At 31.8% G+C, this 22,727-nt stretch carries 17 protein-coding genes and 2 pseudogenes; 4 read left to right on the top strand and 15 right to left on the bottom strand.

Annotated features, from left to right (window positions below; translation table 11 throughout):
- Positions 1-18 precede the first annotated feature (18 nt).
- The 4 genes from CIW83_RS20410 to CIW83_RS20425 form a co-directional block, all read right to left on the bottom strand.
- Entirely contained in the window at positions 19-861 is an 843-nt protein-coding gene (locus tag CIW83_RS20410; RefSeq protein ID WP_162288526.1) for an HDOD domain-containing protein, read from the bottom strand.
- Positions 862-958: 97 nt separating this feature from the next.
- Positions 959-3,085, bottom strand: coding sequence for a lipopolysaccharide assembly protein LapB (locus tag CIW83_RS20415; RefSeq protein WP_094904289.1), 2,127 nt, complete (start codon positions 3,083-3,085; stop codon positions 959-961).
- Positions 3,075-3,386: a hypothetical protein gene (locus CIW83_RS20420; RefSeq protein WP_094904290.1), complete on the bottom strand. Its 312-nt coding sequence runs from the start codon at positions 3,384-3,386 to the stop codon at positions 3,075-3,077. Before CIW83_RS20420 ends, CIW83_RS20415 begins: the two co-directional genes overlap by 11 nt.
- Complete coding sequence (locus CIW83_RS20425; RefSeq protein WP_158220192.1) at positions 3,379-3,921, bottom strand: RNA polymerase sigma factor; 543 nt, start codon at positions 3,919-3,921, stop codon at positions 3,379-3,381. Before CIW83_RS20425 ends, CIW83_RS20420 begins: the two co-directional genes overlap by 8 nt.
- Positions 3,922-4,082: 161 nt before the next feature.
- Between CIW83_RS20425 and CIW83_RS20430 the strand changes: the two genes are divergently transcribed.
- On the top strand, positions 4,083-6,083 hold the full coding sequence (locus CIW83_RS20430) for a S9 family peptidase (RefSeq protein WP_235601431.1): 2,001 nt from the start codon (positions 4,083-4,085) through the stop codon (positions 6,081-6,083).
- Positions 6,084-6,105: 22 nt separating this feature from the next.
- On the opposite strand, the gene CIW83_RS20435 is transcribed toward CIW83_RS20430, so the two are convergent.
- From CIW83_RS20435 to CIW83_RS20465, 7 genes are all read right to left on the bottom strand, one after another.
- Positions 6,106-7,458 (bottom strand): TldD/PmbA family protein, encoded by a 1,353-nt coding sequence (locus CIW83_RS20435; protein WP_094904293.1) that lies wholly within the window; start codon positions 7,456-7,458, stop codon positions 6,106-6,108.
- Positions 7,459-7,460: 2 nt separating this feature from the next.
- Positions 7,461-8,846 carry a TldD/PmbA family protein gene (locus CIW83_RS20440; RefSeq protein WP_094904294.1) on the bottom strand — a complete coding sequence of 462 codons (1,386 nt, stop codon included), beginning with the start codon at positions 8,844-8,846 and terminating at the stop codon, positions 7,461-7,463.
- Positions 8,847-8,865: 19 nt separating this feature from the next.
- Positions 8,866-9,822: an ABC transporter ATP-binding protein gene (locus tag CIW83_RS20445; protein WP_094904295.1), complete on the bottom strand. Its 957-nt coding sequence runs from the start codon at positions 9,820-9,822 to the stop codon at positions 8,866-8,868.
- Positions 9,815-10,840, bottom strand: coding sequence for an ABC transporter ATP-binding protein (locus CIW83_RS20450; RefSeq protein WP_094904296.1), 1,026 nt, complete (start codon positions 10,838-10,840; stop codon positions 9,815-9,817). The genes CIW83_RS20445 and CIW83_RS20450 overlap by 8 nt, the downstream gene beginning before the upstream one ends.
- A 12-nt stretch (positions 10,841-10,852) precedes the next feature.
- Positions 10,853-11,710, bottom strand: a complete 858-nt coding sequence (locus tag CIW83_RS20455; protein ID WP_162288527.1) for an ABC transporter permease — start codon at positions 11,708-11,710, stop codon at positions 10,853-10,855.
- A gap of 73 nt (positions 11,711-11,783) precedes the next feature.
- Positions 11,784-12,719, bottom strand: coding sequence for an ABC transporter permease (locus CIW83_RS20460; RefSeq protein ID WP_094904297.1), 936 nt, complete (start codon positions 12,717-12,719; stop codon positions 11,784-11,786).
- 74 nt (positions 12,720-12,793) lie between these two features.
- Entirely contained in the window at positions 12,794-14,497 is a 1,704-nt protein-coding gene (locus CIW83_RS20465) for a peptide ABC transporter substrate-binding protein (RefSeq protein WP_094904298.1), read from the bottom strand.
- Between the two features lie 187 nt (positions 14,498-14,684).
- Between CIW83_RS20465 and CIW83_RS20470 the strand changes: the two genes are divergently transcribed.
- The gene (locus CIW83_RS20470; RefSeq protein WP_094904299.1) at positions 14,685-15,749 is read left to right on the top strand and encodes a winged helix-turn-helix domain-containing protein; all 1,065 of its coding nucleotides are present in this window, start codon (positions 14,685-14,687) and stop codon (positions 15,747-15,749) included.
- 85 nt (positions 15,750-15,834) lie between these two features.
- Positions 15,835-16,686, top strand: a complete 852-nt coding sequence (locus CIW83_RS20475) for a YihY/virulence factor BrkB family protein (protein ID WP_094904300.1) — start codon at positions 15,835-15,837, stop codon at positions 16,684-16,686.
- Between the two features lie 36 nt (positions 16,687-16,722).
- Here the strand turns inward: CIW83_RS20475 and CIW83_RS25030 are convergent.
- The 3 genes and pseudogenes from CIW83_RS25030 to CIW83_RS20495 form a co-directional block, all read right to left on the bottom strand.
- Positions 16,723-18,425 (bottom strand): annotated as a pseudogene (locus CIW83_RS25030) (ABC transporter substrate-binding protein).
- Positions 18,426-18,478: 53 nt separating this feature from the next.
- Entirely contained in the window at positions 18,479-19,183 is a 705-nt protein-coding gene (locus tag CIW83_RS20490; protein ID WP_094904303.1) for a methyl-accepting chemotaxis protein, read from the bottom strand.
- 144 nt (positions 19,184-19,327) lie between these two features.
- Complete coding sequence (locus tag CIW83_RS20495) at positions 19,328-21,361, bottom strand: methyl-accepting chemotaxis protein (protein ID WP_094904304.1); 2,034 nt, start codon at positions 21,359-21,361, stop codon at positions 19,328-19,330.
- 290 nt (positions 21,362-21,651) lie between these two features.
- On the opposite strand from CIW83_RS20495, the gene CIW83_RS20500 reads away from it, so the two are divergent.
- Positions 21,652-22,194: a hypothetical protein gene (locus CIW83_RS20500; RefSeq protein WP_094904305.1), complete on the top strand. Its 543-nt coding sequence runs from the start codon at positions 21,652-21,654 to the stop codon at positions 22,192-22,194.
- A 55-nt stretch (positions 22,195-22,249) separates the two neighbouring features.
- Here CIW83_RS20500 and CIW83_RS20505 read toward each other — a convergent pair.
- Positions 22,250-22,727, bottom strand: a pseudogene (locus tag CIW83_RS20505) (aminopeptidase); the annotation flags it as partial.

Consider the following 22,727-nt stretch of genomic DNA (forward strand, 5'->3'; position numbering starts at 1 on the left):
TTATCTGCTTTTTTATTGTTAAAAACTATCTTCATCTTTTATTAAATCAGATACTTGAGATATAATTGTCTGAAATTGTAATTCATCTAAATTTAAGTTATCTATCGCTATTGGAGATAAACTATAGGATAGTCCATCAAGTCCAAGCCCTACTCCCATCATCATAGTAATAGCATCAGCAATATGAACTATCGAAACTAAAAGAGGATTTATAATTGCTAATTCTGGAGTATGGTGATATCCAATTGCTTCTACTAAATCCTTAGGAAGATTCCACTTTTCAGCTATCTTTTCTCCTATTTCTGCGTGTCCAAAACCTAAAACCTCTTTTTCAGCATCTAAGAAGGATATATTATCTTTTTCCATCTTTAATAATACTTCCATATATTCTTTTTCCATATGCTGATTCAGTATGGTTTTTCCAATATCTCTCAGAAGTCCTGCTATATAAGCTTCTTCTGGATTATAATACTTTATGCTCTTAGCAATAAACCTTGATACTATGGCACAGGTTTGAGATTGTGACCATAGTTCATTTTTCTCTAAAGAATATCCTCTTAACTCATTCGTTAAATATGTTCTTACAGTAGAAGCAAGGGCTATTCCCTTTATTGCTTGAAACCCTAATAAAACAGTTGCTTGAGATATAGTAGAAATTTTTCTTGCATAACCATAGTAAGCAGAGTTAGCAAGACGAAGAATTTTAGTAGTTAGAACCTGATCTTGTAATATTACTTCCTCCATATCATGAACTGTAGAATCTGGATCATCAGTTAATACTATTATCTTATTTATAATCTCAGGTAAAACCTTCATATCTTCGACTTTATTGACTATATACTCTAAAGTAAGTTTTGTCACATTAATCTCCCCAATCAATATAAGCATTTTCTTTAATTATACCCAAAATTAATCATATATGACATAGACATAAAGACTCAAAAAACATTGGGACAATTTAGTCCCAATAATTATCTGCTTTTATTTCATTTAAAATAATTCTAATGTCAGGATTTTTTATATTATTATAAACCCTGTAGAAATCATCTTTTCTTTCCTCATAGTCCAATTCCCTTTTTAAATACCTATCTAGGAATTCTTTAAACAATATAAGCTCTCTATCATTTTTATCTAAATCCGTTAACAGCTCTATACCATCCATCAGTTTTCCCTTACTCATGAAATATAATTTAGTATTTTCATCTTTTAAAAATTCTATTGCCCTTTCATATTCACCATGGTATAAATCTATATATATAATATCTGAATCCCTTACATTATCTGCAAGAAATAAATCTTCCCTAGCTTTTTCAAATTCACCTATAGATCTATAATAATCTCCTCTATACCAATAATAGTAGCTATCTCTATATTCTTCAGGTATTATATTAAAAACTTTTTTCCCTAATTCAATATTTTCTCTATATTGACTTGGAGTTGTGGCTCCTAATACCCTAAGGAGTACATCTGCTTTACCTGTTAACTCATATACCTGTATTCCATAATTTATAGCCTTTTCAGCATCTGAAGTTCCCTTACCCCAACCATATATATATAGTTTAGCCAAATATGATAATGCTTCTATATTTTCTTCATCATCTAGCAGCAAATTTTCATAATGACTTATGGCTTCTTTATACTGTACTTTTGATATTAGTCTTTCTCCCTCTGTTTGCTTGCCTCCTACCTTTAAGCTAGGCATCATATCATAATAATTAGTCATCGGAGCACTGCTGCTCAACATATTTTCATTCTCATCATAGGCATCAACCATAATATAAACTGTAATCTCACTATATACATATCCCATTATGGCTCCAGGACTTACAACACCATTTTCATCAATAGAGTACCCTAAAGGAGAATGTTTAAGAACCTCTATATCAAATACTGCCTTATTTCCTCTTATATCCACTTGCCTTTTCTCATCCATTATAACAGTAGTAAACATAGATGAATTTCCTACCCCTACAACCTTAACCCTATAAAATTCTGCTCCTTGGACTTCTTCCCATTCTACTTCAAATTTATTTCCATCTACTAACTCTTCAGCCTTGGGCTTTATAATCTTCATAGCAGAGCTAAATTGAAAATCATACTCTACATCATCTAATACCTCAAAGTTAAATCTATTTTTCTCTAAATATGCCTTTTCAAATAATATTCCCGTACCTACTCCAATACCTAAATCATATTTCCCATCCTTCACCCCAATGGTTTCATAATATCCATCCTTATCTGTAATGGCAACGAAATCTATACCTCTGGAAGAATAGCCTTGCCTAGCTTTTTGCAGATATACTTCCACCAATGGAATGCCTACTCCATCAACAGTTACCCTCCCCTTGATTTTATTTTCTCCATTTTTATAATCTAACTCTTCTAACCATAACTTTCTATAACTTGGAACTAAATTGCCAAATAAAGTACTATCGAATCCCCACCCAACTTCACTGGCTTTTCCATAATACTCATCTGCTTTCTGAAAATCCTCCCTAGCAAATTCTATATGCCCTTTTAAAAAATAATACATATAATCTATATCCTTATTTCCTAGTACAAAAGATTCCAACACATCCTCTGCCTCAGTATATTCCCTATTGGAAAAATGTACATACCCTTCATAAAGCATAGATATACCTCTTATTTCATCTTTCTCTGAGTATTTTCCCCATTTTATCCAATTCTCTAAATTATTTGCATCACCATTATATATATATAAATCTAATATACCCTTGTAAGCCAAAGTGTATCTCTTACTCTTAGGATAATCCTGTATTATTTTTTTATAGCTGTCTATAGCTTTATCTATAGTACTATAATCTAAGTTTCGTTCTCCCATCTTCATTCCCATCATTATTCTATATCTACTTAATCCACTAATTATAGTCTCAGCCCTTTTATATAGTACCTCATCTTTTTGAAAAGAAACAGGGTATTTTAAATAGTAGTCATAAAGTTTCTCTGCTACTTCTGGCTTAGATTTATTAAAAATCTCAGCCAATGTCAGATTGACAAAGGGTACTACTGCTAAAATTAATACTACTATTAATAGTATTAATTTTACCTTTATTCTAATCTTCACGACTACTCACTCTCCTTTCTTCTCTAACTATAATCTGAGTTGAACCTAAATCTATAATATTTTCGCTCTTAACCATTATATCCTTAGGTACTCCCACTATTATGAAAAATATAATAAAAGATGCTACCATAGGCACTAAAGGTATTTCTATTTCCTTATTTAAGAAATCCCTTATTTTTTCATCAATGCTTTTCTTTCTATTACTTAGTATCCTGTCTCTTAAGCCCTGAGAAAGTTCTATGTCCTTCGCTTCACATTCCATAATAATATTCAATTCATTACCTAACCTATCTTTATTCATATAACTCTCCTCCTCTCTCAATGGCATTCTTCAATATTACTCTTCCACGGCTCAATCTGCTCTTTATCGTTCCTTCCTTTTTCTCTAGAATTTCTGATATTTCCTTAATTGCTAATTCCTCAAAATAAAATAATATTAAAATTTCTCTATACAGAGCATTCAAGTTAAATAATTCCCTTCTCAAAATTTCCCTGTCAATAGAGTTAAATACTATATCTTCCACCTTTTCCTTGGTTTCAAATATATCCTCGTAAATTTCAAATTCTCTCCTACTCTTTATCTTATCCTTACATAAATTCAATGCTATTCTATAAATCCAAGTATATAAGGAGCTATTCCCATTATAATTATCTATCTGATTAAATACTCTAAGGAATGTATCTTGAACTATATCCTCAGCATCCTTTTCATTCTTAAGGATTAGGTAGCAAGTTTTTAATAGCCTATTTCCATAGATATCCAAAAGCTTTATATATGCTTCTTCATTTCCTTTTCTAAGTTTTCTCACTAGCTCTTTCTCTTCATTTCTAGCCACCCCTAACCCTCCTTTACTATTTAGACGACTTATATTCAAAAAGGTTGCATTAATTCAAAAGATTTCTTATCCCAATTCAATTTTAACAGTGGTGTTCCATTTCTTTCTTTATATAAATAGTATATAATAAATATTAGATGCACTAAAGAATTAATGGAGGGATGTACGTGGAGAATTTAAAACTAGATGACTTTACAAAATATAAGTTTTTATCAAGCATTAGATTATCACCAAATGGTAAAAATACTGCCTTTGTACTACATAGAATAGATGTCGAAGAAAATAAATATCTATCTAATATTTATATCTATAATGAAGAAAAAAAATCAGAATATAAATTAACATCCTTAGATGAGGAAAAATCCTTCATATGGAAAGATAATAATACTATACTATTTCCTGCTATAAGAGGTAAAAAAGATAAGGAAAGAAAAGAAAAAGAAGAAGTGACTTTTTATTATGAAATCAATCTAAATGGCGGAGAGGCTAATAAAGCATTTGAAATCCCACTAAATGTTAATTCACTTGAAATCTTAGATGGAAATAATCTTCTTCTAACTGCAACCTTTGATCCTAATCGGCCAAATCTTAAAGAATTATCTGGAGAGGAAAAAGATAATGCCGTAAAAAAGATGGAGGAAGATAAGGATTATGAAGTACTAGATGAAATACCATTTTGGTCTAATGGTGGAGGGTTTACAAATAAAAAAAGAAATAGACTTTATCTTTATAATCTAGAGGATAAGGAACTTACTCCTATTACAGATGAATTTACAGATGTAGAGAGTGTTAAACTTGACAAGAACAAATCTAAAATAATCATAGCTGCTAGTTCTTATACAGATAAAATGCAGTTAAAATCTGATTTACATCTATATAATATTAAAGAAAAACAATTAGATAAGTTAACACATGAGGAAATCTTTAGTTACTCTTACGCTGATTTCCTCGGGGATAAAATAATATTTGCTGGGAAGGATATGAAATCCTATGGTTTAAATGAAAACCCGCATTTTTATTTAATGAATTTAGATGGTTCCAATGCCATTAGAATATCTTCTGATGAATTTGATTATAGTATATGGAACTCTGTAGGCTCAGACTGTAGATTTGGTGGCTCCAAATCTATGGTAGTAGATGGTGACTATCTATATTTCATAACTACTGAGGGAGATAGCTCATATATAAATAAAATAGATAAAAATGGAAATATGGAAAAGCTAATCCAAGGAAAAGGTTCTGTAGATGGCTTTGATATATTAGATGGAAATATAAAATTTATAGGGCTTAGAGGACTTAAACTTCAAGAATTATATAGCCTAGAAGGAAAGCAAGAAACTCAATTAACTAAATTTAATGAATGGATAATGAAGGAGAAAAAATTATCTATCCCTGAACATTTAAGTTTTGAAGTAGATGGAATAACTATAGATGGATGGATAATGAAGCCTGTCGACTTTGAAGAAGGAAAAAAATATCCTTCAATACTAGACATTCATGGTGGACCTAAGACCGTATACGGTGAAGTATTCTATCATGAAATGCAATACTGGGCAAATGAAGGTTATGCTGTATTCTTCTGTAATCCAAGAGGAAGTGATGGTAAGGGCAATGAATTTGCAGATATAAGAGGTAAATATGGTACTATAGATTATGATAATATAATGAAGTTTACAGATTTAGTCCTTGAAAAATATCCTTTTATAGATAACGAAAGAGTCGGAGTAACTGGTGGCTCCTATGGCGGTTTCATGACCAATTGGATAATAGGTCATACAAACAGGTTTAGAGCCGCTGCATCTCAAAGATCCATATCCAACTGGATTTCTAAGTTTGGTACTACTGATATTGGATATTATTTTGTAGAAGACCAAAATGCTGCTACTCCCTGGTCCGATGTGGAAAAGCTATGGTTCCACTCTCCTATGAAATATGCAGATAAGGTAGTCACACCTACTCTATTTATTCATTCAGAGGAAGATTATAGATGTTGGCTACCGGAGGGTATTCAAATGTTTACATCCTTAAAATATCATGGTGTAGATTCCAGACTCTGTATGTTTAGAGGAGAAAACCATGAATTAAGCAGATCCGGAAAACCAAAACATAGGATTAGAAGATTAGAAGAGATAACTAATTGGTTTAATAAATATTTAAAATAAAAACTGGTCAGATGACCAGTTTTTATTTTCCTGATATAGTTAAGCTACCAATATAAATGGAGGGGGATCCAAAGTAGCTTGAACTAGGATGAGAAAATTTAGTATCATTTCCTATATATTTTATATCTTTTAGCATAGTATATAAATTACCTGCCATAGTTATTTGCGCCAATGGTCTAATTACCTTCCCATTTTCCACAAGTAATCCATTTGACGATAGAGAAAAATCTCCTGATGTCGGATTGATTCCCGCATGTAATCCATGGATATCAGTAATAATAACACCATTCTCCATGCTCTTTACCATATCCTCTAAAGATTTATCTCCTTCTTCAATATACATATTTGTAGACATTACTCCAATAGATGATTTATGCGAAGTCCTAAAACCATTTCCAGTGGATTTTGCACCATCTTTTTCAGCAGTTTTATTGTTATGAAGAAAAGTCTTCAATATTCCATTTTCTATTATATGCTTTGAATAAGTAACTGTCCCCTCATCATCAAAGGTTCTAAAATATTTTCCATTTTCCATTAAGGGATCTTCAACTATGTTGAAAAAATCTACAGCTACTTTTGAGCCTAGTTTTCCTTTCATTAGAGATAGATTTTTCTGAACTGTGCTTCCTAAGAATATAGGTGAAAAATAACTAAACATATCTGCAGCTACATTATTTCTAAGGATAATTTTATAATTACCAGATTTTATAGCCCTGGCACCTAACATCCCTATAGCATCTCCGACACTATCTTCAATAAGCTTATCCTTATACTTCTCAGAAAGTTCATTGAATACATAATTTGAATATCCTGTTTGCATATTATTTCCTTCTTCTGCAACAGATGAAAGATTTATTATACCAATAGTATGTCTGTCTTCTACTTCCAGTCCCTTAGTATTTCTAATATACACCTCTTGAATCTTTTCTTGATAACTACAATCATCTATGGTCTTTACTCGTTTATCATAATCATAAGCTCTTTTCTCTAGATCCAACAAATATTCAATTTTTTCTTCCTCTGTGTATCTATTTAATAAATTTTCTCTATGAACAGTTTTTTTACATTCCAATATAGATGAAGACATTTTTTCTAACTCTTCATTATCGTTATTTTCCGCATATTGAATTAAATTATTTATCAATTCACCTAAACTATCTTCCCTTAACTTTTCCGTATATGAATATCCCATTTTCCCTTTGTAAATACCCCTTAGAGATAAATTCTCTTCCTCTGCTACTACATATTTTTCTAACTTACCTTCATATATGTTAAAATCTATGGATGAATCCTTATTGATATAGACTTCTACTTCCTCAATATTATACGCTTTAGCTTTTTCAAATAATAGCTCTATCAATTTATCTCTCTCCATATCTATTCCTCCCTCCCACCAACAGTCATAGTCTTAACTCTGATGGTAGGTTGTCCAGCACCAATGAATAACGCTCCACTCCCTGCATAACAATATCCTTGTCCTATTTCAAGATTGTTTCCTACCATATCTACATCCTGAAGTATTTTATTGCCATTTCCTATTAGAGTTGCTCCCTTAACAGGTTTAGTTATCTTACCATTTTCAATCAAATAGGCTTCTGAAAGTGAGAAGTTAAAATCACCTGTAGCTGAATTTACGGAACCTGCAGAAATATATTTAGCAAATAATCCTTTTTCCGTATTTCCAATTATTTCTTCCTTTGTACTAGCACCATTATCTATATAAGTATTAGTCATACGTGACGTAGGAGCAAATCTATAGTTTTGTCTTCGTCCTGAAGCTGTAGGAGCCATATTCATCCTTCTTGCGTTTAATTTATCTATCATATATCCCTTTAAGATACCGCCTTCAATCAATATATTCTTTTGAGTCTTCATTCCCTCATCATCTACTCCAAGGGAACCCCATGAATTAGTAATAGAACCATCATCCACTAAAGTAACTACTTCTGAGGCTATTTTTTCTCCTATTCTATTGGAAAAAATTGAAAGACCCTTAGCTACAGATGAAGCCTCTAAACTATGACCACAGGCTTCATGGAACATTAATCCGCCAAAGCCATTATCTACAACAACCGCCATATTCCCAGCAGGACAATAATCAGCCATTGCCATAGTTTTGGCATTTCTAGCGGCTTCCCTTGCATAATCTTCTATGCTGATTTTTTCATAAAACTCAGTACCCATTAATGCTCCAGGTCCAATGTAGCCTGTCTCTATCTGTCCATTATACTCAGCAGCTACTAGAATCAACATTCTAGTCCTTACTCTTTTATCTTCTACATAAACTCCTTCAGTATTTGCTATTAGTACATTTTGCTCTTGATCTAAGTAATTTACTGTAACCTGAGATATTATCTCGTCATAAGTCTTTGCCGCATTATATGCTCTCTCTGTAAATTCCATTTTCTTTGTGAAGTCTACTTTTGATGGTAACAATCTATAGGGATGATCTACTGGTATTACCTTTTTATCAAAGTTTACTACGATATCCTTTTTATTTTCTTTAATGGCTTGGGTTGCCCTTCTAGTAATATTTATAAGATTATCTTTAGATAAATCATTGGTATATGCATATACAGATCTTAATCCTGAAAATATTCTAATTCCTATACCAAAATCTCTACCACTCATACCTCTTTCAATATTGCCACCAACTGTGGCTATCTCTGTAGAAAAATTATCTTCCATAAATATCTCAGCAAAGTCACCGCCGCTAGCCAATGCTTCAAAAAATATATCTTCTATTATTGATTTACTTAACATAAAATCCCACCTTAATTTTCTAATATAAATGACAAGCTACAAAATGATCCTTTTCTACTTCTTTAAGTTGTGGGGTCATCTTATGACATATATCCTTTGCATGAGCACATCTCTTAACAAACTTACATCCATCTGGTGGATTAATAGGAGATGGTACCTCACCTTCTAATTTTATTCTTTTCCTTGTTTCTTCTGTACTAGGATCAGCAATAGGTATCGCAGATATTAAAGCCTTAGTATAAGGATGTAAAGGATTTCTATATAATAATTCGTTGCTGGCTAATTCTGCCATTGAACCTAGATACATCACGCCTACTCTATCAGATATATGTTTTACCATAGAAAGGTCATGGGATATAAATAAATAAGTAAGTCCCATTTCCCTTTGAAGTTTTATAAGAAGATTTACTATCTGAGCTTGAATAGACACGTCTAAGGCTGATATCGGTTCATCACACATAATAAATTGTGGTTCTACGGCTAAGGCACGGGCAATTCCAATTCTTTGCCTTTGTCCTCCAGATAATTCATGGGGAAATCTAGAACCATGCTCAGCGTTTAGTCCTACCTTACTTAGTAAATCACTAATTCTCTCTTGTCTTTCCTTATTGCTCAAATTTAGATGAACATCCATTCCTTCACCTATGATTTCACCTATGGTCATTCTAGGATCCAATGAAGCATAGGGATCTTGAAATATAATTTGAGCATTTTTCTTGAATTTGAGCTTTTCTTCTCTATTCATTTGATGAACATCCTGCCCATTGAAGTACACATGCCCACCAGTAGCTGGATAAATACCTAGTATAGTTCTACCACAGGTAGTCTTTCCACATCCAGACTCCCCTACTAACCCTAATGTTTCACCTTTTTTAATATTAAATGTTACATCGTCTACAGCTTTTAGAGTTGCATTTTTCCCCACCTGAAAATACTTTTTCAAATTTACTATTTCTAATAAATTTTCTTTACTCATTTCTCCCACCTCCAAAACTCACAGGTCTTTCTACCTTAGGAGCATCTGGATGTTGCAACCAACAGCTTACCCTATGGGTATCTGATAGACATGTATCTACTGGTTTTCTTTCCTTACATATTTCCATAGCATGCTCACATCTAGAAGTGAATGGACAGCCTTCTAATGGAAGTATTAAATCCGGAGGTGTTCCTCCTAATGAATAAAGTTCCTCTTTACTCTTTTTATCTATACTTGGTACAGAATTGAGTAATGCCCAAGTATATGGATGCTGACTGTTATAGAAGATTTCTTCTTTGGTTCCGGTCTCTACAATACTTCCCGCATACATAACTTGAATTCTATCTGCAAAGTTTGCAACAACTCCAAGGTCATGAGTTACAAGGATAATTGATGTATCAAATTTTTCTTTTAATTCCCTTAATAAATCTATAATCTGTGCCTGAATAGTAACATCAAGAGCAGTCGTTGGCTCATCTGCAATAAGAACCTTTGGATTACAGGATAATGCAATTGCAATCATAATTCTTTGTCTCATTCCACCTGATAACTCATGGGGATATTGCTTTACTCTTTCTTCTGCATTTGGAATATTAACCAGTTTAAGAAGTTTAACAGCTTCCTGCTCTGCCTCTTTTTTACTCATTTTCTTGTGAATTTGTAAGCTTTCCATTATTTGTTTACCTACAGTCATAGTAGGATTTAAAGATGTCATAGGATCTTGAAAAATCATGGCTACATCTTCTCCCCTATAAGAAAGCAGTCTTTTTTTATTCATTTGTACAACATCTTCACCATCAAATAAAATCTGTGAACCTTTCTTTATTTCTGCTGGTGGTGTCTTTAATAGTCTTAGAATAGCCTTCGCTGTAACTGTCTTACCACAACCTGATTCTCCAACAAGGGCTAAGGTTTCTCCTTTATTTAAATCAAAACTAATCCCTCTAACAGCCTTTACTTCGCCTGCATAGGTATGAAATGATATATTTAAATCTTTAACTTCTAATATCTTGTCCATCTTTTTCCCTCCTTATTGTCTTAGTTTAGGATCTAAAGCATCTCTAAGTCCATCACCTAGCAATGTAAATGACAACATGGTTAAAGCAATCATAAGTGCTGGGAAAAACAATTGATGAGGATAAAAAATAAAGTTTTGTTGAGCAGCTGATGCTAAAGCCCCCCAAGAAGTAGCTGGCGGTTGAGGTCCAAGTCCAATATATGATAAAAAGGATTCAGCAAATATATATCCTGGAATATCAAAAGTAATAGCAACAATAACTATACCAAGAGAATTGGGTATCAAATGCTTTGTGATAATCTTCCAAGGTTTAACTCCCAATGCTTCAGCCGCCATAATATATTCCTGTTGTTTTATTTGTAACATCTGTCCCCTAACAAGTCTTGCCATTCCACACCAGCCAGTTAAAGTCAAAGTCAAAAGCAAAGTCCATATATCTCTTGATTCCGCAATTATAGATATTAGGATAACAACTATCAAATATGGAATAGATGTTAGAATTTCAACAATCCTCATCATAATGTTATCTACTCTACCACCAAAATATGCTGCAACAGCACCATAGATACTTCCTACTACAGTAGAAATAATTGCACCAAAAATACCTATAATCATAGACGTCCTACCTGCTTGCCATACCCTTGAAAAAACATCACGCCCAAGTTCATCTGTACCAAACCAATGCTCTCCATTTGGCTTCATATTCATCTTAGTAGAATCTATCTCTTCATATTTATATCCATTTATATATGGTCCTATTACAGTCATTATACCTATAGTGAAAAGTATTATAATGGCTAACATTGCAACTTTGTTGCTTCTTAATCGTCTCCAAGCATCTTGCCAATAGCCAACTCTAGGACGTGCCATGCTTCCCCAGAAGATGAATCAATACCAATCTTTCTAAATTTATCTTTTGAAATATTTTCCATTGCCACCCCTCCTACTTGCTATTTTTTGAAACCCTAATTCTAGGATCTACAACACCATAAAGTAAATCTACCACCAATTGAGATATTACAAATAATGCTGCATAGAAAACTGTGGTTCCGATGATCATAGTATAATCTCTATCATTAATGGAAGTAATATAATATGATCCTAGACCTGGAATACCAAATATTCTTTCAATAACAAAAGAACCTGTAAATATTCCAGCTATTTGAGGCCCAAGTATAGTAATAGCAGGAAGTATTGCATTTCTAAGTACATGTTTTCTTACGACATTAAATGGGCTAACACCTTTAGCCTGAGCAGTAAGAATATAATCTTGATTTATAACCTCTAATACATTAGAACGCATATATCTTCCATAGGTAGCTATAGAACCAAAACACATAGCTATTGTAGGAATGATTGTATGTTTGAATTTCCCCCAACCAGTAGTTGGTAACAATTCAAACTTTACTGATAATGTATATTGTAAAAGTGCAGCGATAATAAATACTGGAACTGTAATACCTAAGATCGCTATAAACATAACTAGATAATCTGGCCACTTGTTTCTATTTAATGCTGCAATTATCCCCAAAGTGATGCCTATGGTAATACCTAGTGCTATTGCTTGAGCACCTAATCTACCAGATACCTTTGCATTTTTTAATATGGTTTCAGTAACTGATCTTCCTGGATATCTTAAAGACTCTCCTAAATCACCCTTAGTGATTAAATTTTTCATAAATTTTCCATACTGTACTATAACAGGCTCATCTAGTCCATATTTTTTATAAAAGTTTATCCTAATTTGTTCAGGTAATTTTTTTGCCATATGTGCTAGTGGATCTCCTGGTATACTATGCATTAGGAAAAAAGTAAGAGTTATAACAATCCATAAAGTAAGTAGCATATAGCCAATTCTCTTTAAAATATATCTACTCATAATCTTCCTCCTTGTCCTATTTACAAACTAGCAGTTTGTAGGCACAACCCACAAACTGCTATGAATGTTTTTAACTATCTGCCTTGTGTAAAACCGTATTTATATCCTTGAGTACCGAATGGAGTAACGCCTAGATTATTAACATATTTATATTGGAATACATTTAATCTTTGATATACTACTGGAGCTAATGCTGCTTCGTCATATAATAGTATTTTTTCTGCTTCCTTAAAATATTCTAGACGTTTAACTGGATCCATTTCCTTAGCTGATAATTCTATAAGTTCATCATATCTAGGATTTACCCAACCAGTCCCTATAGCTGCTGAATCAGACTTTAATAAAGATAACATAGCAATTGGATCATTAAACTCTGCACCCCATGCCATATAACCTATTTGGAAATCTCCTTCTTCTACATTACTATTGAATACTGGCCATTCCATTTGTTCAACTTCAAAGTTAACACCTAGATTTTTAATATACATTTGTTGTAAATATTCCCCAAAAGTCCTAAACCATTGATCTGTTGCTCCTAAAGATATCTTTACTGTTAGTTTAGATGGATCTGGGTCCATTCCTAATTCTTCCAGACCCTTAATTAATAGTGCCTTTGGATCTGGATTTTGATCAGCTAATTTTTTAACTGGTGATTCTGCTACAGTTCTATATTCATCATCACCTATATTTATATTTGGTGGAACCCAACCATATGCTGGAGCATGTACTCCATGGAAAATAACATTAGCTAATTCTTCTCTATTTATAGCTGCTGAAAATGCTTTTCTTATGTTAGCATTTTTAAATACCTTATCTTGAGTATTGAAAAACATAAAGAAAGTATTTGGATTAACTACTTCAAGATGAGTTAAGTTCTCATCCTTCATAAACTTTTCTTTCCATTCTGGTTTATTAGCTGTTGCTAGGTCAACAGAACCGTTAGATAAGGAATTATAAACTGCATTTTCATCTTGAATAATCTTAAGATTTATATTTTGTAATTTAACCTCATCTTTTCCCCAATAATTTTCATTTTTAGTTAAAATTAATTCACTATTGTGAACCCAACTAGTTAAAGTAAAAGGTCCATTATATACTAAAGTATCAAGTTCTGAACCATATTTATCGCCATATTGTTCAACTATATCCTCTCTCTGAGGTAACATAACTCTCTGATAAGTTAAAGATAGAAAATATGGCGTTGGAGACTCTAGGGTAATTTCAAGAGTGTTGTCATCTAATGATTTAACTCCAAGTTCCTCTACTGAAAGTTCTCCACTATTAACTTTTTCTGCATTTTTGATAGGTGTTAATAAATATGCATATGGAGCAGCTGTTTCTTTTGCTACTGATCTTTTTATACCATATTCATAGTCTTGTGCTCTTACCTTAACCCCGTCTGACCATACTGAATCTCTTATCTTAAATGTCCAAACAGTCCCATCTTCATTATGTTCCCAATTTTCAGCACCTGCTGGTGCTAAAAAATTAGCTTGGTTTTCATCTTCTTCTAATCTAGTAAGTGGTTCTAGAACATTATTAAGTATTCCATTTGAATAACTATCTGAACCTTTAGATGCATCTAAAGTGCTTGGTTCTGCACTTAATATTAGGTTTAGATATTGTTCACTGTCAATTGCTGCTACTTCATCATTTTCTCCACCAGCAGTATCTGTTGGTTTGTCAACAACTGCATCGTCTTTTTTTCCACAGCCTGCTACAGCAAGTAAAATTAACAAAATCGCCATTGATAATGCTAAAAACTTCTTGTTTCTCATCTGTGAATCCTCCTTTTTATTATTAAGTATATTAATTTTATCAACTTTAGTATAGAATATTTTCTAACATAAGTCAATTATTATCTAACATTGCATTAGAATATTTTCTAACATAGTTTATTATAGGTATTGAATAAATTTTCTGTATAATGTATCATTTACTTAACACTACTTAGGAGGATGAGAAATGGAGAATAGTATTGCATGTAAAATTCAATATAATAAAGCAGTAGAATTCATTACATCAATTTTAAAATATAGCAATAATAAAACACGCCAAGTCCACTGGAATACTCCAGAGTTAGAAAAAGACGTTGCAAAAGATATTATGGATTTTTCACCCAATGAAAAGGTAAAAGAATGGCTAAAATATGTAGATAATAATATATCACCTTTTTTACGCAGCGATATAATATTTGTGACAAATGATACCTATAGATTATTAGACGTTTGTTTTCATCTGATTCTAATGGAAAATATAAAAGAACCTCTCGCCCTAATAGAGTCATTGAAATCATTAGATTTATTTACTATGGTCAAGATTGCCTACAAATTTTATGAATTGGATACTTCATTAGATGATGATGAGAATTTAAAACTTGCCTTAACCGAGAATTTTTCTGACGAAATAGCCTCTTCTTTTCTACATTTTAAAAATCATCCAAAACAATACCTAGATAGGTCAATAGATGTACTCACTATTTTTTATGATCAATTCTATAAACCTTTTGAAGAAAATATTTATAGCTATATGAAAGAAAGACTTGTTTTTCATAATGAATTATTTCAAAAAGACCCTGTCTATTTTATAAATACTATAGGTATGGGTGACTATTCTAAAGCTATGGCTCTTCACAATAATATCATTATCTATATGAGTTTTTTTATTGATGTGGGACTTCTTTATTTTACATTTGAAGATACATTAGTTATGTATTGTGGTCAGACTATTGAACATCGATTTGAAAACAGAAAAGCATTGGATACCTACAAAGCATTATTTAAAGCATTGTCTGATGAAAAAAGAATTGAAATTCTAAAAATGACATCCAAAAAACCATGGTATAATAAGGAACTGGCAGACTATTTTAATCTAACTACTGCTACACTCTCCTATCACCTAAATTTATTGCTAGATTTAGAAATACTAAATTTTGAACCTAGTATTATAAATAATAGATATTACTATACAACAAATAAAGAAAATCTTCAGAAGTTATTTGATGCAGCTTTAAAGGATTTATTAGAATGAGTCATGGAATTCTTCCATGACTCATTGTTCAAATATGTAATTATATGGTAAAATAGTAATATATTGAAAGTGGGAGGTGTGTCTTTTGCTAAATTGGCTAGACAGATATAATAATAAATATGCAAAATTCTTAAAAGAGTTTTTATTTAGAATGAAAGATGATAGTGTAACAGCCATAGGTGCACAACTATCCTATTTCTTAGTACTATCTATTTTCCCATTTCTTATATTTTTTCTGAACATATTAAGCTATACACCTATTGCTAGAGAAGATGTATTACATAGCATAATAGTATTATTACCTTTAGACACCCAAAGATTAATTGCTACTTTGGTAATTGAAACTATAAATACCAGTAATCAAACCTTACTTTCCTTAAGTGCCATAACTGGTATATGGGCTGCTTCTAAAGGCATAATGGCACTTATTAGGGTTCTAAACAAGGCATATGATGTTGAGGAAACTAGATCTTATCTTGAACTTCGGGGATTGGCTGTATTATTTACTATTGCATTATTGGTACTCTTGGTTATAGTACTTCTTACTTTGGTCTTTGGTGAAGTTTTAGGAAATAAATTATTTGACTTTTTAGGCATTACACAAAAATTCATTATATTTTGGCAATATTTTAGAGTAATTATATCTCTATCCTTTATGGTTCTTATATTTGCTTTATTATATAGATATATTCCATCTATCAGAAATGGTAAAAAAATAAATTTCAAACATGCAATGCCTGGAGCTATTTTTACATCTCTTGGATGGATAATTACATCTACTATATTTTCTTATTATGTAAATAATTTTGGCAACTATGGAAAAACTTATGGCAGTCTAGGTGGCATAATAGTTCTATTAATATGGCTTTACATAAGCAGTATAATAATTATTATGGGTGGAGAAATAAATGCAACTTTAAAATCAATGGATAATTAGAGAAATAGGGACAGATCATATTTACTGTCCCTTATTTCATTCTTTTATTATATTATCAAATTTAATCATGGCTAACGAAGAAAGATTTACGTTAATTATTCCCTCTTGAGCACAAATTCCATTATGCGGATGATATAAAGGTATACAGGGTGCATCATCGGATATTATGCTTTGTATTTCTTTATAATATTCCAATCTTCTCATTGGATTTACTGTAGCCTTTGCTATTTTGAGTAATCTCATAACTTCCTCATTACTATATCCGCTGAAATTAGATGCACTATCTATTGAAAATAATGGTTCTATAAATGAAGATGGCTCTACTGCATCTGCATACCACCCATACATATATAAATCATACCCCTTATACAAATTAGCTGAATTTGCAAATTCTTTACTTGATATCTGATTATACTTGCATTTAATTCCTATATTATTTAAATCCTCTTCTACAAATTTAAATAATGGATGAATACTCTCACCACATAAAATATTTAACGGCTGATTTAGATTCACATTGTTCTGTTTTAATATTGATTTTGCTTTTTCAGGATTATATTTATAACCCCTTACATGATCACATGGTATTAGTCCCGATGGTATCATACATTTTGCCTCAGATGCAAGTCCTCCCATGAGTTCATCTATAATCCTTTTCTTATTTATAGCGTAGTTAAGGCTTGTCTCACTGGTTTTGAAGTATAATGAGAATCCTTATTTTTCATCTTAAATCCTAAATACAAAGTCGCTAATAATTCGGTGCTTTTAAAACCTTTAAAATACTCTGTTTCCTTTAATCTATCTAATTCTCGCTTGCCTTGAACTACATAGAAATCATATTTTTTATTAATAAAATTATCTAAAGGACTTCTATCACTACTTATTATTTCCATAATATCACAATAGGGTCTTCCGCCTATATAATTTTGAAAAGCTCTTAATCTATAGATATTATCATTATAACTTTCTATTTTGTAAGGACCACATCCTACAAAATTACCCTTGTCTAATTCCTCTTGATCCATTACTGCGCAGGAAGTCTGTGATAGAAACATTAAAAATCCACTAAAAGGCACTGATAGCTTAATAGCCAATCTATAATCATTTAGTATCCTTATCCCTGTGACTTCTTTTGCCTTCCCATCAATATATTCTTTAGCTCCCTCTATATAATCTATAAACCAAGTATTAGGAGATTTAATCTTTGGTGACAGCATTCTTTCCAATGAATATTTTACATCTTTACTATAAATCCTTTTACCATTGTGGAATGTAGCATTGTTTTTGAGATTAAATATCCAGGTGAGATTATCATCCTCTACATACCAATTCTTAGCTAAAGATGGCAACACATCACCTGTTTCGCTGGTAGCCAATAGTCCCGTATGTATATTCATTAAGAACCTAATATTTTCCATGGCATTTGCCATTGCTGGATCAAGTGTAAATATAGGTTCTGATAAATTATGCCTTATTACAATTTCCTCTTTATTATCAGCTATTTCACCAATTAACTCATTTGTCATTCCATTTAATAAATTTGCTACTTGCTGTAATGCCACCAAAGCAGCTTTAGTAAATTGTGTATTAATCAATGCACTCTCTACCATAGACATGGACTTGTCAGATATATTTGACATTCCATCTGTAGAATTTACTATTTCTTCTAAGCTATTTGTCTGCACTGATATGGCATTATTTATTTCGTCTATAGTTTCTAACATTGACCCTATGGCCATTTCAATTTTCTTAAATGAGAGATTTGATTCTTCTGCAATCTCAGAACCTTCTATTATTTTTTATTACTCTTCTCTATAGCATCTATAGTTCTAGCTACATTTACATTTATCTCCTTAATTATAGATGAGATATCATTTGCAGATTTTGCACTTTTATCTGCTAATGCCTTTACCTCATTGGCTACAACTGCAAATCCCCTTCCGGCTTCTCCTGCTCTAGCAGCTTCTATAGCGGCATTCAAAGACAATAGATTCGTTTGATCAGCAATATCCTTAATTATGTTTAATATACTATCAATTTGAAAAGCAGATGATTTTAATCCGTTTATTTCTGTCATTACAGAGGCAATTGACTGTTTTATTTCCCCCATTGATCGAATTGTATTATGCAAAGCCCTGCTGCCCTCATCTACAACCACAAGAGTATCTTTCGCTGTTTCATAGGATGTGCTTGAGCTTGCATTCAACTCTTCAGCCATAGCTGAATAATTATTTATCTCTTCAACTACCTTTGAAATAAATGCCATTTGTTCTTCTACCTTTATTGATAAGGCTTCTATTATATTGGTTAAGCTTTCCGTTTGATTGTTTGAATCCTGAATCTTTATATTCAGATTGTACAATAAATTTTCTTCATTTTGTTTTATCATTGCTGATTTTAAAGACTTTATAATCACTTCTTTATCCGCATTTACATTAATTTCTTCAATACTTTCTACCTTCTTAGGGTTCCATCCATTTCTCCATTTCTTAATCATGGCAACCTCCTATGTTAGAAATTATTCTTATATGTTAGAATTATATCATAATGGCTTTGTAATTAAAAGGAAATATAAGGTATATGTCTTTAAAATTAAGGCTTAATAATTGATAAAAGGACAGAAATTCTGTCCTTTTATCAATTACATTTCAAATTTAGATACTAAATCTCTTAACTCCATAGCTAATTGAGATAAACTTTCAGAGGATGAAGCAATTTCTTCCATAGAAGCTGTTTGCTCTTGTGTTGCGGCAGATATATTTTGAATACTATCATATATACCTTTAGTCATCCCTTCAATAGATACAGCTGAATTTACTGCATTCTCAGTTCCTTCTGCTACCTGATTTATAGCCTTAGTTATATTTCCTACTTGTACCACTACCTTATCTATGGCTTCTGATATCTGGTTAAAATATTGAATAGCTTCACTTACAGTATTCATACCTTTTTTAACTTCAGAATTACTTAATTCCATATTATAATTGGCTTTACTTATTAGTGCATGATTTTTTTCTATTATATTGTCTATTTTCCCTGTAGATATTCCTGTCTCTTCTGCTAGTTTTCTAATCTCATCAGCTACTACAGAGAATCCTCTCCCTGCTTCTCCTGCCCTTGCTGCCTCTATTGCAGCATTTAAAGCCAGTAAATTTGTTTGTTCTGCAATAGATCTAATAACATTGATTATTTCATCCATTTCATGGGAACTGCTATCTACTTCTTCTAAGGATTCTTTTACTTCTTCTGAGCTTCTTACAATATTATTCATCTGTACATCAGTTTCTACCATTTTTGTTTTCCCAATATTAGTCTTTTCTGATACCTCGTTACCCAAATTATATATTGAATCAGCATTGTTGCTTATCTCTTGGATTTGAGCAGCTATTTCTTCCATATATGATGTAACACTTAAAATCTCATTTAATTGGTTTTCAGAGCTCTGAACAATTTCACCAGAACTTTCAGCCATATTCGCAGCGGCAGATGTTGATTCCTCAGATATTGCAGTTAATTCTTCCGAAGAAGAAGCAACTTGCTCGGCAGATTCATTAATTTGGGTCGCAAAATTTCTTAGATTTTCAATTACGGTATTATTTGCACGTCCCATTTCTCCTATTTCATCTTTTCTATTTAAGATTTTAATATTTACATCTTTTTTGATATTTAATTCTGCTACTTCTTTCATATGTTCAGTAATTTTCCTTATAGGATTAACAATAGCATTACTTGAAAATATTGAATATAATGCTCCACAGATTAGGGCCAAAGCTGTAATACCAGTCATATAAAGCCTTAATTGCTCTATATCCTTTGCCATTTCTTTTACATCTATAGCCACAGCTACGGACCATCCATTATATCCTAATGTTGTATAGCTGGCATATCTCATTCTACCATCATAATAATATTCATCTACGGCTGATTCTCCATTTACCATCCTTTGAAAAACTTCTGTTAGTCCTTTAAGTTCTGGGACATCTTTCATTTTTTCTATTGTAATATCTCCTGATTCAACAACTTCTTTAATATGATAGGATATTAGTTCTCCTTTCTCGTTAATTAAAAAAGCATCACCTGTTTCTCCAAAACTTATTCCATCAATAATACTATAGATTTCTTCTGCAGGTTCAGCACCTATTAATACTCCAACTATTCTGCCATTATATTTAATTGGTGTAGAAATAGGTAGTACATCTGATCCTGTTATCCTGCTTTCAGTAGCTTCTAACATAGTACTTTTTCCAGTCTTAGCAATTTTAAAATGTTCTCTATCTGATATATTTAGAGTTTCACCATTCTCTAATTTTATATTACCATTTAAATCTGCTATATATAATTCTTCGTATTTCATTCGTTCCTTTTCTTCCTTTAATGCTTGAAACTTTTCTTCCCAACTTATTTCTGGATTAGATATTCTTGCATGACTAGCTACACCTTCTATAGCAACTAAAAACTTATCTATCTTTTCATCTATTAATCTTGCGGAATCATGAGCTCTATTGGTTAAAATCTGATCCATATGATTGCTTATACTTTTGCTAAAAAGTATATAAGATATAAATGCCATAGATAAAGATACGACTAATAAAATTAGTACGTTTGATAAAAGCATTCTTGTTTTCAAAGTGTTAAAGTTGATAATACCTTTTTTTTGCTTCTTCTCTTTCTGCATTCTCCCATCTCCTTGTCTAACTTTTATTATACTAATATGGGATACATAAAATTATCTTATATCCCAAAACATTGTAACATTTTTTCACAAAGTATTCCATTTTTTTCCATATTTATCTTTTAGCTATATAGATATATAATAGGCTTTATTATAAAATAGGACTTTCTTATCAGATTAAGAAATATAAGAAAAGAGAGGTTTTATTTTTATAAAAATACAAATAAATGACATATAAATAAATAGTTAATTTTTTCCACCATATGTCGATAAATATAGTAGAGGTGATAATGATGAAAGTTGAAAATATACAACCAACTCAACCTATAGTTCAACCTGAAAAAGTGGAGTCTGAAAAAAAGACTACAATAAAATCAGAAGTAAAAGAAACTCCTGCAGCAGTTTATGAAAAGACAGAAAACAAAGAGACATCTCATGTTTATGACAAAAATACAGTAGCTAAATTAAAAAGAGACAGCCAGCAAGCTCATGCTCATCTAATAAGATTAGTACAGGAAATGCTTAAACGCCAAGGAAAGACTTTGGAACTGCTAGGTGAAAATGAAATTGTAGAAGTAGATGAAACTGCAAGAATTGAAGCACAAGCACTAATAGGACCTGATGGTCCACTTGGAGCAGAAGCTGTAAGCCAAAGATTAGTAGATTTTGCAATCGCTATCTCAGGTGGAGACAAGTCCAAAGCGGAAACTCTTAAATCTGCTATTGAACAAGGCTTTAAAGAAGCAGAAAAAATACTAGGTGAACTTCCAGAGATATCAAAGGAAACCTATAGATTAACTATGGAAAAATTTGATGCTTGGGTAAATGAAGAATAAAAAATACATATCCACTGGACAACCAGTGGATATGTATTTTTCTATTTTATCTTATTTAATTTTTATAAAAAACATTATATCCTTTATAGGTCATATATATATCAGCTTTACTTGCAATTTCATATGGAGCATGGACACTTAGTAACGGTACTCCACAGTCTACTACCTCCATTCCATAATTTGCAAGTATATAAGCGATGGTTCCTCCACCACCTTGATCAACCTTTCCTAATTCTCCCATTTGCCATACTACATTATTATCATTGAATATCTTTCTGATTTTACCTAGATATTCGGAATTAGCATCATTACTTCCGCCTTTTCCTCTAACACCAGTATATTTTACTAAAGTTATTCCATTCCCTATAAAAGGTGAATTCTTTCTATCTAAAACCTCAGGATAGTTAGGATCAAAACCAGCCAATGTATCAGCCGAAAGTACACAAGAATTTGCTAATGCTCTTTTTACTATAAGCTCTGAATATTTTTCTTCTATAATATCTATTAATTCTGAGACTGCCAAGGCTACACAA

It is taken from the genome of Tissierella sp. P1, assembly GCF_002266425.1.
In the GTDB taxonomy this organism is placed as follows: Bacteria; Bacillota; Clostridia; order Tissierellales; family Tissierellaceae; genus Tissierella; species Tissierella carlieri.

Coding starts and splice junctions, on each gene's coding strand:
- CIW83_RS20420 (WP_094904290.1), bottom strand. CDS start 3,386: ATGAATAAAGATAGGTTAGGTAATGAATTGAATATTATTATGGAATGT.
- CIW83_RS20430 (WP_235601431.1), top strand. CDS start 4,083: ATGTACGTGGAGAATTTAAAACTAGATGACTTTACAAAATATAAGTTT.
- CIW83_RS20435 (WP_094904293.1), bottom strand. CDS start 7,458: ATGGAGAGAGATAAATTGATAGAGCTATTATTTGAAAAAGCTAAAGCG.
- CIW83_RS20440 (WP_094904294.1), bottom strand. CDS start 8,846: ATGTTAAGTAAATCAATAATAGAAGATATATTTTTTGAAGCATTGGCT.
- CIW83_RS20445 (WP_094904295.1), bottom strand. CDS start 9,822: ATGAGTAAAGAAAATTTATTAGAAATAGTAAATTTGAAAAAGTATTTT.
- CIW83_RS20450 (WP_094904296.1), bottom strand. CDS start 10,840: ATGGACAAGATATTAGAAGTTAAAGATTTAAATATATCATTTCATACC.
- CIW83_RS20455 (WP_162288527.1), bottom strand. CDS start 11,710: ATGGCACGTCCTAGAGTTGGCTATTGGCAAGATGCTTGGAGACGATTA.
- CIW83_RS20460 (WP_094904297.1), bottom strand. CDS start 12,719: ATGAGTAGATATATTTTAAAGAGAATTGGCTATATGCTACTTACTTTA.
- CIW83_RS20465 (WP_094904298.1), bottom strand. CDS start 14,497: ATGAGAAACAAGAAGTTTTTAGCATTATCAATGGCGATTTTGTTAATT.
- CIW83_RS20470 (WP_094904299.1), top strand. CDS start 14,685: ATGGAGAATAGTATTGCATGTAAAATTCAATATAATAAAGCAGTAGAA.
- CIW83_RS20490 (WP_094904303.1), bottom strand. CDS start 19,183: ATGATTAAGAAATGGAGAAATGGATGGAACCCTAAGAAGGTAGAAAGT.
- CIW83_RS20495 (WP_094904304.1), bottom strand. CDS start 21,361: ATGCAGAAAGAGAAGAAGCAAAAAAAAGGTATTATCAACTTTAACACT.
- CIW83_RS20500 (WP_094904305.1), top strand. CDS start 21,652: ATGAAAGTTGAAAATATACAACCAACTCAACCTATAGTTCAACCTGAA.